This window comes from Ruthenibacterium sp. (genome assembly GCF_017421385.1).
Taxonomy (GTDB): domain Bacteria; phylum Bacillota; class Clostridia; order Oscillospirales; family Ruminococcaceae; genus Ruthenibacterium; species Ruthenibacterium lactatiformans.
In genome coordinates, this window is sequence record NZ_JAFOIN010000117.1 from 111,638 (window position 1) to 123,679 (window position 12,042).

Below are 12,042 nucleotides of genomic sequence, written 5' to 3' on the forward strand. Positions count from 1 at the left end.
CAGTGCCGCTTTTCCGTTTCAGTTCAGTGCCGTGTCGCCGGAGAACAGCTCCTCGGCCAGACGTCGCAGCCCCGCGTTTCCGGGGCTGCGCAGCGCCGGGTCCGCTCCGACGAGCGCCAGAGCCTCCTTCTGGGCCGCATACAATGCACGGCTGTCGGCCATCAGGTCCGCGATGCGCAGCGTGGGCAGGCCGTGCTGCCGGCTGCCGAAAAAGTCGCCCGGCCCGCGTGTTTCCAGATCGAATTTTGCGATTTCGAAGCCATCGTTCGTATGGCATAAAAACGAGAGCCGCTTTTTTACCGCATCGGTCGCATGGTCGCTGATGAGCACACAGTACGCTTCGCCTTTGCCGCGTCCCACGCGCCCGCGCAGCTGGTGCAGTGCCGAAAGGCCGTACCGCTCGGCGTTTTCGATCACGATGATATTGGCGTTGGGCACGTCCACGCCCACCTCGATGACCGTGGTGGACACCAGCACGTCCAGCGCACCGGCCTTAAAGGCGTCCATCACGGCGGCCTTTTCCGCGGCCTTCAGCCGCCCATGCATCAGTCCCACGCGGTAATGCTCCAAAAGGGGCTGGGCTACGTCCGTGTAATAGGTGGTGACGGCCTGCATGTCGTTTTCTCCCTCGTCGATGACGGGGCATACGATGTATGCCTGCCGCCCGGCGGCCAGCTGCCTGCGCACAAAGCCGTACATGTCCGCGCGCTTTTTGCCCGTGATGGCATAGGTCTTGACGGGTGTGCGCCCGGGCGGCAGTTCATCCAGCACCGAGATGTCCAGGTCTCCGAACATCAGAAGCCCCAGCGTGCGGGGAATGGGCGTGGCGCTCATCACCAGCAGGTGGGGATGGTCGGCCTTGGCGGCCAGCAGGCTGCGCTGCCGCACGCCGAAGCGGTGCTGCTCGTCCGTCACCGCAAAGCCCAGCCGCGCGAATTCCACGCCCGCGCTCAGCACAGCGTGAGTACCTACCACCAGTTCCACTTCACCCGCGGCAATGGCCCGCAGCGCGGCCTTTTTCGCCGCGCCCTTCACGCTGCCCGTCAGCAGCGCCACACGGATGCCCAGCGGCGCCAGCAGGCGGTCCAGCGTGTCCGCGTGCTGTGCCGCTAAAATCTCGGTGGGGGCCATGAGCACGCTCTGGTAGCCGCTCTGCGCGGCCGCGTAAACGCCCGCCGCCGCCACCAGCGTTTTTCCGCTGCCCACGTCGCCCTGTAAAAGCCGGTTCATGGGCGTCTTTTTCCCCAAATCGGCTAAAATCTCCTGTGCTGCGCGCCGCTGTGCGCCGGTGGGCGCGAAGGGCAGTGCGTTCCAAAAAGGGGACAGGTCCGCCGGGCGCATGGGCGCGCCCGTGTGTGCGGCCTCCCGTCCGCGCAGCAGCAGCAGGCCCAGCTGCAGCGCCAGAAGCTCCTCGAAGATCAGCCGCCGCCGCGCAGCCTGCACGTCCTGCCGGCTCTGGGGGAAGTGAATCTTCTGCAAGGCCTCGGCCTTGCCGCACAGGCGGTATTTTTCGATCAGCGCGGCGGGCAGCGGTTCTTCGATATCCGGTGCGGCGGCAAATGCAGCACGCACACACTTGGCCAGGTACGCGCTGCTCACGCCCTCTGTCTGCGGATACACAGGCACCAGTGGCGAGGCCGCGGCGCTCTCTACCGTCAGCATTACGGGATTCACCATCTCCCGTGCCGTGAATGTGCCGCCCACTTTGCCGAAGAACAGATATTCGCGCCCGACTTCCAGCTTTTGAAGCGCATACGGATTGTTGAAATAGGTCAAAATTAAACCGGCTGTATCATCTCCGGCCGTTGCCTTTGCCATCTGGCGGCCGCCGCGGATGCGCGCGCCGCCGTTTTTGCCGTATACGGTGGCGCGCACCACACACTTCACGTCATAGGGGGCGCCGGCAACAGGGTAGGGGTGGGAGTAGTCCACATAATCCCGGGGGTAAAGGCCCAGAAGGTCGTCCACAGTGCGGATGCCCAGCCTGGTGAGCTGAGCGGCACGTTTTTCCCCAACGCCTTTTAAATAGCGGATATCCAAGCCTGCGCCCTCCTTTTCTGCGGTATGCACGTGGATACCGGGTACGCGGCATTCACGGCAGTGAGCAGTGAATAAAAAAAGCGCCGCCGATTCCGGCGGCGCTTATATTTCTGGTCATATCCTGTTGCTAAGCGCACAGTCCCACGTACTGTCCCGCAACCATTCGGCGGGCACAGCAATCCCATGTACGCGGATGCATCAGCGCGCGGCCGCGCCGGCGGCCGGAAGGTTATTATTCCACGCTTATGATATAGTAATACACCGGCTGGCCGCCGTTCAGGTGTGTGACTTCGATGCCTGCCGGGCATTTCGCCTGTACCAGCTCAGTGGTGCGGGCGGCGTCCTCCTCGCTGACATCGCAGCCGGAGATGACGGTGATGAAATTCGTATCTTTTTTGCACATGCTGCGCGCCAGGCGGTACGTCACCTTGGTGACGTCGGTGCCCGTGGCCACCAGCTTGCCGTTCTCCAGCGCCAGGATCTCGCCTTTTTTGATCTTGCGGCCGTCGAAATCGCTGTCGCGGGCAGCAAAGGTGACAAGGCCTGTTGCAACTTTGTCCGCCGCCTGCATCATGTTGGTGGCGTTTTCGTACTCGGAGGCGTCCGGGTCAAAGTTGAGCATAGCTGTGATGCCCTGGGGAATGGTGCGGGTGGAAAGCACGACGATAGTGCGGTCCGCAATGCCCTGGGCCTGCTCGGCGGCCATAATGATGTTTTTGTTGTTGGGCAGCACAAACACCGTCTTGGCGGGCACGCTCTGCACAGCGGCCACGATATCGGCCGTGGAGGGATTCATCGTTTGCCCGCCGGACACCACGGCGTCAGCGCCAAGGTCGGTGAAGATGGCCTTGAGGCCCTCGCCTGCGGCGACGGCCACGAAGCCAAACGCCCGGTCGTTGTCCACAGCGGCGTAGGTGAACTCGTTGCCCGTATCCGCGGCCTCGGCGGCGGCCTGCTTTTTCAGCCCCTCGCCCTGCGCCTGGCGGGACAGAAACTGCTCGTGCATGTTTTCAATTTTGAAATTCGTCAGGTAGCCGTACTGCAGCGCATGGCTGACGATCTTGCCCGGGTCCGCAGTGTGGACGTGGCAGTTGATGACCTCATCGTCCTCGATGACCACGACGCTGTCGCCGTTGCTCTCCAGGAAGGCGCGCAGCTTATTGCTGCTGGCACCGTCGTTTTTGTTCACCAGAAACTGGGTGCAGTAACCGTTTTTGATGTCTTCGACCTTCATCAGGTCGTCGGTGTAAACGCCCTTGCCTGCGCCGCTGGTGGAGAGCTTGGCGCTCTTCTCCGGCGCTTCGTCAGCGGCGATGATATGGTTGTCTTTAAAAACGGAGAGCATGCCCTCGAAGATATACACAAGGCCCTGGCCGCCCGCGTCCACAACGCCGGCCTTTTTCAGCACCGGCAGCTGCTCGGGCGTGTTGTCCAGCGCGCGCTGGGCGGCGGTGCACACCAGCTGCCACAGCTCCACCGCGTCCGCGATGCCGCTGGCCGCGGCTTCCTCGCTGGCCACACGGGCCACCGTCAGCATCGTGCCCTCGGTGGGTTTCATCACGGCCTTGTATGCACCCTCAACGCCTTTTTCCAGCGCCTGCACAAGGTCCTCTGCATCGGCTGTTTTTTTGCCCTGCAGCGCCTTGGAAAAGCCGCGGAACAGCAGGCTGGAAATAACGCCGGAGTTGCCGCGCGCGCCGCGCAGCATGGCGCTGGCCGTTACCTGCGCGGCCTTTTCCACGGTGCAGTCGTCGGGCAGGTTCAGAAGCTCTGCCCGCGCGGCGCCGATGGTCATGCCCATGTTGGTGCCGGTATCGCCGTCCGGCACGGGGAAAACGTTCAGCTCGTCGACCTTGGCGCGGCGGTTGGAAAGGTTGTTCGCGCCGGAGATGATGCTGTTTTTCAAAGTCAAACCAGTAATCATTTCGTTTCTTCACCTCAAACAATGTTTCGGCCGGCGGCCGGGTGCCCGGACGGGCACGCTTCAGACGATGTCGTCCACGTAAACGTCGATGCGCTCCACCTTCAAAGTAGTGGCGTCCTCCACGGCGTACTTCACTTTATGAGTGATGCTGCGCACGATGGCCGCAATGTTCAGCCCGTAGGTCACCTTGATATGCAGCTCGATCACCAGCTTGCCGTCCTCTTCCGTGACGCGTACACCCTTGTCGGGATAATTGGTGCCGAGCACGATGGTTTTGAGACTGTCGGACGTGCCGCCCGTGGCCATGTCGCACACACCGTAGCAGCTCTGGGCGGCGGCGCCCACCAGGCCCGCGAAATAGTCGCTGGTCATGCAGACCTTGCCAAGGGGGTTGTAGAACTTGATCAAAACCGATCACTCCTTTACTGCACGCGCGGGGCCTCCGCGCGATGGAATCCACTATATTATACACCGCAAAGGCCCGATTGTACAGGTTTTGCACGGGTTTATTTCTTTTTCGCATGCACGTACGGAAATAGATGTAGTTTATTTGTGTCGCATATGGTAGAATAATTGAACATACGAAAGCAGCGGCGGGCCGGGCCCGTGCTGCGCGCAGCCGGCGGCGGACGCGGCGTGCGGGAAAGGAAGTTTTTATGAAGCATGCAAAACGCATCGCGGCGCTGTGCCTTGCGGCGGCGCTGTTTTTAACAGGGTGTGCCTCCGGTGCGTCCGGCTCCGCTGCGTTCAGCCCGGAAAACCCCGTCACCGTGACAGTCTGGCACTATTACAACGGCCCGCAGCAGCAGGCGTTTGCGGATCTTGTCAATGAATTCAACGAGACTGTGGGCCGGGAAAAGGGCATCGCGGTACAGCAGTCCAGCCAGGCCACCGTAACGGATCTGGAGACCAGCGTGCTGGCTGCGGCCAACCGGGAGGTGGGCGCGCCGGAGGTGCCCAATATTTTTGCCGCCTACGCCGACACTGCCTATGCGGTGGACCGGCTTGGCCTTGTGGCGGACCTGCGTCCCTACCTGACGGACGAGGAGCTGGCTGAATATGTGCCGGGCTATCTGGAGGAAGGCGCGTTTTCGGGCGAGGGAACGCTGAAGATATTCCCCATCGCAAAATCCGTGGAGCTGCTGATGCTGAATGCGACGGATTGGGAAAAATTCGCCGCTGCCACGGGCGCGGATGACAGCGCCTTTGCCACTGTGGAGGGCATTACCGAGACGGCGCGCCAATATTATGAGTGGACGGACGCTCAAACGCCGGATATTTCGGACGACGGAAAGGCGTTTTTTGGCCGCGACGCGTTTGCCAATTACATGATCATCGGTGCGCGCCAGCTGGGCGTGGAGCTTCTGCGTGTGGAGGACGGCGCACCGGTGCTGGATTTCGATAAAGATGTGGTCCGCCGCCTGTGGGACAATTACTATGTGCCGTTCATCAACGGCTGGTTCGGCGCGTCCGGGCGCTTTCGCAGCGACGACATCAAAATGGGCAATATCATCGCCTGCGTCGGATCCTCCTCGGGCGCTGCCTATTTCCCGGATGAATGCATCCTCAGCGATACCGAGAGTTATCCCATCGAGATGCGCGCCTACCCATGCCCTAAATTCGAGGGCGGGGAAGATTTTGCCGTGCAACAGGGCGCGGGCCTTGTTGTGACGAATGCCGCTCCGCAGGAAGTTGAGGCTTCGGTGGAATTTCTCAAGTGGTTCACAGAAGCCGGGCGAAATCTGGAATTTTCGCTGGGTTCCGGCTATGTGCCGGTGAAAAAAGAAGCCAATGAAATGACGTTTGTGGAACAGGCGATGGACGCGGCAGGCGCCAGTTCCAAAATGCGCGCCATCATCACGAACGCTATCGGCATGACGGGCGAGAACCAGATGTACACTACAAAAGCATTCAGGAACGGCACTGCGGCACGTGCCATCCTCAACGATTCCATGGTGGAAAAGGCACGGGCGGACCGCGAGGCGTTCCTTGCGCTGACGGCGGAGGGCATGCCGCACGAAGAGGCGGCCGCGCAGTTTGTAACGGATGAAAATTTCGAGGCGTGGTATGAGGAGACGCGCACGGCGCTGGAGATGTGCATCGCGGGCTGACAGACAGATAATGGCTGGAAAGGCGGGACAGCGGATGAATGGGGAAAAAAGGCGCAGGCATGGGCGGTCGATCCGCCGCCGCCTGCTCGTGCCCATATGCTTGCTGCTGACGGTCCAGGTGGCCGTGCTCATCGGTGGAGTTTATTTTTCAGGCCTGCTGGAACGCATGGACGAAAATGCATACGCGGTGCTGGACCAGCGCGTACAGAGCCGGGCGGGCTATTTGGAAGACGATATGGTGCGCCGCTGGTCCAACCTCAGCCTGACGCAGGAGGTATTGGGCGAGCTGTACGAGGGCCTTGTGCAGGACGGCTCCGTCACGCCTGGAGAGCTGGCGTCGGACCCCGCCCAGTACAACGCGTTTCTGGAACAGGCAGCGCCGGAACTCGTCTCTCTGATGCGTACAAACAGCGTGACGGGGGCTTTTGTCGTACTGAACACGCAGACGTTCCCGCAGGAACTGAGCGAGAGCCTGCAATTGCCCGGGCTTTACCTGCGCGACAGAGACCCCTCCGCCCACACCAGCGCCGGCAACGGCGATCTGCTGCTGGAGCGCGCGCCGCTGGAACTGGTGCGCGGCCTCGGCATCGCCATGGACAGCAACTGGAAGCCGATGTTCGTGCTGGAGGGGGACACCGCGCGGGCCAATGCCTGCCTGATAAGACCCTACAACGCGGCGGTGGAGGACCCGTCCCTTGGCTGGGAAAATGCGGGCTATTGGGCTGCGCCGCACACGCTGAGCGGCGATAACATCCGTCTGATCTCTTATTCGGTTCCGCTCATCGCGCCCGACGGAACGGTGTACGGTGTTTTGGGTGTGGATATCCTCGAGGACTACCTGCTGCGGTTGCTGCCTTACGACGAGCTTTCAGAGGATCACGGCAGCGCTTACATCTTGGGCGTGCGCGGCGCGGCCGACCCGGAAGCATCCGTCCGGCCGCAGGTGGTGAGCGGTCCTGTCTATCTGGCGGCTTCCGGGTTCAGCACCGTATATCTGGAAAAGGAGAGCGCAGGCCTTTACACGCTGGAGCGGGGCGGCGGCGAGGAGATGTACGTCTGCTCCGCCGTGCTGAACCTGTACAATACGAACACGCCTTTTGCAGATGATCAGTGGGTTCTGCTGGGGGCGGTGCCGGGCCGCACGCTGTTCGCGCTCAAGCACGATACGCTGCTGATTATGCTGGCGCTGCTGGCATCCATCGTTCTCACCAGTCTGGTGACGATCCTGATCACCGTACGTTCGGTTTCGCAGCCCATCGTCAAGCTGGCGGCCGAAGTGCGCGCGACGGACCCGGCGGCTCCCGCCCGCCTGCAAAAAACGGATATCACAGAGCTGGACGCACTGGCCGGCTCCATCGAGACGCTCAGCGACGAAGTGCTGCGCGCGGGCGGCAAGTTCACCCAGATCCTGGAGATGGCCAGCGTGCGCATGGGCGGTTTTGAGGTGGACGGCCGGGACGGCACGCTGTTCCTCACCGACCAGTTTTTCGACGTATTCGGCCGTCCGGAGCTGGCGAGCACCGTGCGCGGCCCACAGTCCTTCGAGAGAGCGATGGATGCCCTGCACGTCTATGTGACGGAACGGGAAAAAACCGACGACGAGCATACGGAATACATTTTCCGCATGCCGGAGCCGGACGGCGTGCGCTGGGTGCGTATGCGCCTGCTGCGCAGCAGTTCCCGCTGGACGGGCCTGGCCGAGGACATCACCAGTGACAGGATGTCGTTGGAACGCATGGAATACGAGCGTGACCACGACGTGCTCACCGAGCTTTATAACCGCCGCGCATTCAAACGTATGGCGCTGGCGTTGCTGGCCCGAGGGCCGCAGGCGGCGTGTGTGGGTGCGCTGGTGATGCTGGATCTGGACAACCTGAAGTATATCAACGATACCTACGGCCACGATATGGGCGACGCCTATATCCGCTGTATGGCCGCGAGCCTTCCCAGCCCCGACGGGGAACGCTGCCTTGTGGCACGCATGTCCGGCGATGAGTTCTTCGTGCTGTTCCACGGTTATGACACACAGGAAGAAGTGCGCGGGCAGATCGCCCTGCTGTGCCAGCGTATGACGCGGGCTTCGCTTACGCTGCCCGACGGCGTGCGCCAGCCGGTGCGGGCTTCCGGCGGCGTGGCTTGGTATCCGGCGGACAGCGACCGGTTCGACGAGCTGGTGCGCTATGCGGATTTCGCCATGTACCAGGTGAAGAACAGCGGCAAGGGCGAATTTGCGGAATTCGACGGCGAGGCATACCGGCGTGACACCTATCTGGTGCAGAGCCGCGGCGTGCTGCACCGTTTGCTGGAGCAGCGGCTGGTGGATTACCACTTCCAGCCCATCGTAGAGGTGAGCACGGGCCGCATTTTTGCTTACGAAGCGCTGATGCGCCCCCGCACGCCGGAGCTGTCCTCGCCGCTGGCCGTGCTGGAACTGGCGCGGCAGGAGGGCAAGCTGCGCGCGGTGGAGACTCTTACCTGGCATACGGCCATGGGCGCATTCGCGGCGCACTGCCGTGCAGGGCACGTCCCGGAGGGCTGCCGCGTATTCATCAACTCCCTTTCCAACCAGGCCATGCTGCCCGAGGATACGGCGCGGTTTCATCGCGAATACCGGGACTACCTGTCCCGCGTCGTGCTGGAACTGACGGAGGTCACGCGCATAGACGCCGATCTTCAGGCGGTAAAAATGCAGGCATTGATGCGCAGCGGCGGAAAGCTGGCGCTGGACGATTACGGCAGCGGCTATAACGGCGAGGCCATGCTGCTGGCTGTGCAGCCGGATTATGTGAAAATCGATGTTGCCATCGTGCGCGGCGTGGACCAGGACGACGACAAGCGCCAGCTGGTAGAAAATCTGGTGTCCTACGCCCATGTGCGAGGCATAGCGCTGGTAGGAGAGGGTGTGGAAACGCGTGCCGAGCTGGAGGCTCTGGCTGCGTTGGGCGTGGATTATGTGCAGGGCTATTTTCTGGCCCGCCCGGCTCTGCTGCCGCCTCCCGTCACGCCGGAGGGGGCTGAATGTCTGCGTGCGCTGCGCGGGGAAATGGATTGACCGCCGCCGGGCAGAAAAGCGGAAAACAGAACAGAACGCCCCGGCGCGGCCTGAAAAGGCCGCCGGGGCGCTCTGCTTTCGTTCGGGTCGCGCCGCTCAGAAGTTGGCAGTGAAAAATTCCCTCAGCTCCTGCAGGGTGGCTTCTTCGTCTTCACCGCTTACTTCTATGGTCACAGTCTCGCCGCATTTGGCCGCCAGAGCCATCACGTTCAGGATGCTCTTCGCGTCCGCACTGCGTGTGCCGCATCGGATGACGACGGAACAGGGCGTTTCGGCCAGCCGCTTTGCCATCATACCGGCGGGACGCATGTGCAGGCCCATCGGGTCGGTCAGGGTATATGCAAAACTCACCAATGCAAACCGCTCCTTTCCAGCCGCGCAGAACTGCGCGGAGCCCAGGCAAACGTCTTGATTACTCTTCTACTATACAATAAAAGGAAGCGTATGACAAAGGGGTTTTTGTGTTTTTTTGCGGTGGCGCGGCGTTTTTATCCCGCCGCGCGAGGCGGTTCCTGCGTGTCGCCCGTATCCGGCATGCTCGGCATCCGCCCATGCCCGCGGGTGGGCTGCCGGGTTGCAGGGCGGGGGATGGCGCCGCTGCGCAGCAGCGCAAGCTTTGCGCAGGCCGGGCCGGTCAGCTCATACAGTACAGCGGAGGAAAGGATGATGGTGGCCAGCATCGTGCCTTCGGCCGCAGGCAGCATGCGTTGGCCCAGCACGGCAAGACCGATGGAAACGCCGGCCTGAGGCGTGAGAGCGAGGCCCAGATATTTGATGATGGACGGGTCGGCGCGGCACAGCGCCGCACCGCTGCTGGCCCCCGCGTATTTGCCTGCGATGCGTACGAAGAAATAGGCCACGCCGATAACGCCCGCCGTTGCGAGGGACGGGATGTTGAGACGCAGGCCGGAAAGCGCGAAGAACAGCAGCAGGAACGGCGGAGAGAATTTGTCCATCCGCTTGAACAGACGCTTTTCGCCGCCCAGGTTCACATAACCCGCGCCCAGTGCCATACAGGCCAGCAACGGTGAAATGCCCAGTGTCGAGCACAGCCCGCTCAAAAACAAAAGCACCGCGTTGACGAGTACCAGTGTGTGTGCCTGGGAATGCCCCTGCCCGGCAAGCCAACGCAGCAGCACGGCCAGCGCCAGCCCCAGCGCCACCGCCCCCAGATTCCACAGCAGGGGCAGCGCCACGTCTGCAAACTGTATATGGCCTGTCTGCAGCGCGTTCACCACGGCGGTACAAACGCTGAAGGCGGTCAGGGCCACCGCGTCGTCCAAAGCGGTCACCTGCAAAAGCAGGTTGACGAAAGGTCCTTTGGCGCGGTACTGCCGGATCGTCATGATGGTGGAGGCAGGGGCCGTGGCGCAGCCGATGGCGCCCAGCAGCAGTGCAAACGGCACGGACAGGCGGAATACGAAGATCATCGTCAGCGTGACGGCCACGGCGGCACACAGCGCCTCGGCCAGTGTGACAGCCAGCACCTTTCCGCCGGAACGCTTCAGATCCGCGATACGGAAATACCGTCCGGCGGAAAACGCGATATAGGAGAGCGCGAGATCGGTGACGAATTCCATGCCGCCGGACAGCCATGCGGGGATCAGGTTCAGTGCATACGGTCCCACCAGGATACCTGCCAGAATATAGCCCGTCACGTTGGGTAAATGCAGGCGCCGCGTCAGGCGCGTCATCAAAAAACCGGCTGTCAGCAGAATGGCGACGCCCAGTAATACGCCGCCCGCGCTTTGCGGCAAGGTAAAAATGTTCATCAAGCACACCTCTTTCTGTTGTGTGCTTGATTATATGCGCACACTATGATAAAATCAAATTATGACTTTTCATATGTGTATAAATTTTTTTAATGAATTGGGGAGCAAAATGTTTGATGCGAAGATAGAGACCCTCCTAGAGGTCATCAGTGCGGGCAGTTACACACGGGCGGCACAGCGGCTTTCGCTCACACAGCCCGCTGTCAGCCATCATATGCGCCAGCTGGAGCAGGAGTTCGGCATTCATATATTTTATAAGGATAAAAAAGAGCTGCGCCTGACGCCGGAAGGCGAGATTCTGGTAAAATACGCCCGCCGGGCGCTGGCTGTATACCGCAACGCCCGCCAGGCCATCGAGGACAGCCGCATCTGCATGTCGCACATCGGGGTGGGCATCACCCACACCGTGGGCGAAAGCTGTGTGCCGCAGGTGCTGGCCGAATACTGCAACCAGACGCCCGGCGTACACATCAATATCGTTACGGACACCATAAAAAATCTTTATGATATGATGCGCTCCTACGAGCTGGATGTAGCCATCGTGGACGGGCAGTTCCCGGCATCCGGCTACACCGAAGTGCTGCTGGATACCGATTACCTGTGTCTTGTGGTGTCGCCCATCCACCCGCTGGCACGGCGTGCCAGCGTCGCCATCGGCGCACTGCAGGGCGAGCGGTTCATCATGCGTCCCAAGGGAGCGGGCACGCGCTCGATGTTTGAGAGTTATCTGTCCGAATGCGGGGCGGATATCCGGGACTTCAATATCATCATCGAGATGGACAGTGTCGCCACCATCAAGGAGCTTGTCGCGCAGGATCTGGGCATTTCCGTCATCGCCCACAGCGCCTGCCGCGAGGACGAGCAGGCGGGCCGCCTGGCAGTCGTCCCGCTGGAGAAGCCGGGCATGGTGCGGCGCATCAATATGGTGCATCATCAGGATTTTTCCCATCCGGAGATCCTGGAGGAGCTGCGCCGTCTATATATCGGCCGGCGCTGAGCCGGGGGAGGCACGGAAAAAGGCAAAGAAATAAAAGAAGCGTCCGGGGAAAAAGCTTGAAAAAGGGGTGGAGAATCCCTTTTTCATTTAAAATAACCCCGCGACGCCCCGCAGGGCCAGTGCCGAGGCGCGTAAAAGCGAAGCTT

8 protein-coding genes are annotated in these 12,042 nt (G+C 61.5%); 3 read left to right on the plus strand and 5 right to left on the minus strand.

Annotated features, from left to right (window positions below; translation table 11 throughout):
- Positions 1-18: 18 nt before the first annotated feature.
- From recG to IIY41_RS13795, 3 genes are all read right to left on the minus strand, one after another.
- The gene (recG, locus tag IIY41_RS13785) at positions 19-2,070 is read right to left on the minus strand and encodes an ATP-dependent DNA helicase RecG (RefSeq protein WP_058722903.1); all 2,052 of its coding nucleotides are present in this window, start codon (positions 2,068-2,070) and stop codon (positions 19-21) included.
- A gap of 202 nt (positions 2,071-2,272) precedes the next feature.
- Positions 2,273-3,964, minus strand: a complete 1,692-nt coding sequence (locus IIY41_RS13790; protein WP_055081505.1) for a DAK2 domain-containing protein — start codon at positions 3,962-3,964, stop codon at positions 2,273-2,275.
- Between the two features lie 60 nt (positions 3,965-4,024).
- A complete protein-coding gene (locus IIY41_RS13795) occupies positions 4,025-4,372 on the minus strand; it encodes an Asp23/Gls24 family envelope stress response protein (protein ID WP_287401215.1) in 348 nt (115 codons plus the stop codon).
- A gap of 248 nt (positions 4,373-4,620) precedes the next feature.
- Here IIY41_RS13795 and IIY41_RS13800 point away from each other — a divergent pair, with 248 nt between their 5' ends.
- Positions 4,621-6,075 carry an extracellular solute-binding protein gene (locus tag IIY41_RS13800; protein WP_117460663.1) on the plus strand — a complete coding sequence of 485 codons (1,455 nt, stop codon included), beginning with the start codon at positions 4,621-4,623 and terminating at the stop codon, positions 6,073-6,075.
- A 34-nt stretch (positions 6,076-6,109) separates the two neighbouring features.
- Positions 6,110-9,127: an EAL domain-containing protein gene (locus IIY41_RS13805; protein WP_287401217.1), complete on the plus strand. Its 3,018-nt coding sequence runs from the start codon at positions 6,110-6,112 to the stop codon at positions 9,125-9,127.
- Between the two features lie 96 nt (positions 9,128-9,223).
- Here IIY41_RS13805 and IIY41_RS13810 read toward each other — a convergent pair whose 3' ends face one another.
- Together IIY41_RS13810 and IIY41_RS13815 are read right to left on the minus strand one after the other, a co-directional pair.
- A complete protein-coding gene (locus tag IIY41_RS13810) occupies positions 9,224-9,478 on the minus strand; it encodes an HPr family phosphocarrier protein (RefSeq protein WP_242853488.1) in 255 nt (84 codons plus the stop codon).
- Positions 9,479-9,615: 137 nt separating this feature from the next.
- A complete protein-coding gene (locus IIY41_RS13815) occupies positions 9,616-10,899 on the minus strand; it encodes a cation:proton antiporter (protein ID WP_205456889.1) in 1,284 nt (427 codons plus the stop codon).
- 109 nt (positions 10,900-11,008) lie between these two features.
- Here IIY41_RS13815 and IIY41_RS13820 point away from each other — a divergent pair, with 109 nt between their 5' ends.
- The gene (locus tag IIY41_RS13820) at positions 11,009-11,896 is read left to right on the plus strand and encodes a LysR substrate-binding domain-containing protein (protein WP_009325312.1); all 888 of its coding nucleotides are present in this window, start codon (positions 11,009-11,011) and stop codon (positions 11,894-11,896) included.
- Positions 11,897-12,042: the final 146 nt, after the last annotated feature.

Coding starts and splice junctions, on each gene's coding strand:
- IIY41_RS13815 (WP_205456889.1), bottom strand. CDS start 10,899: ATGAACATTTTTACCTTGCCGCAAAGCGCGGGCGGCGTATTACTGGGC.
- IIY41_RS13800 (WP_117460663.1), top strand. CDS start 4,621: ATGAAGCATGCAAAACGCATCGCGGCGCTGTGCCTTGCGGCGGCGCTG.
- IIY41_RS13820 (WP_009325312.1), top strand. CDS start 11,009: ATGTTTGATGCGAAGATAGAGACCCTCCTAGAGGTCATCAGTGCGGGC.
- IIY41_RS13790 (WP_055081505.1), bottom strand. CDS start 3,964: ATGATTACTGGTTTGACTTTGAAAAACAGCATCATCTCCGGCGCGAAC.
- IIY41_RS13805 (WP_287401217.1), top strand. CDS start 6,110: ATGAATGGGGAAAAAAGGCGCAGGCATGGGCGGTCGATCCGCCGCCGC.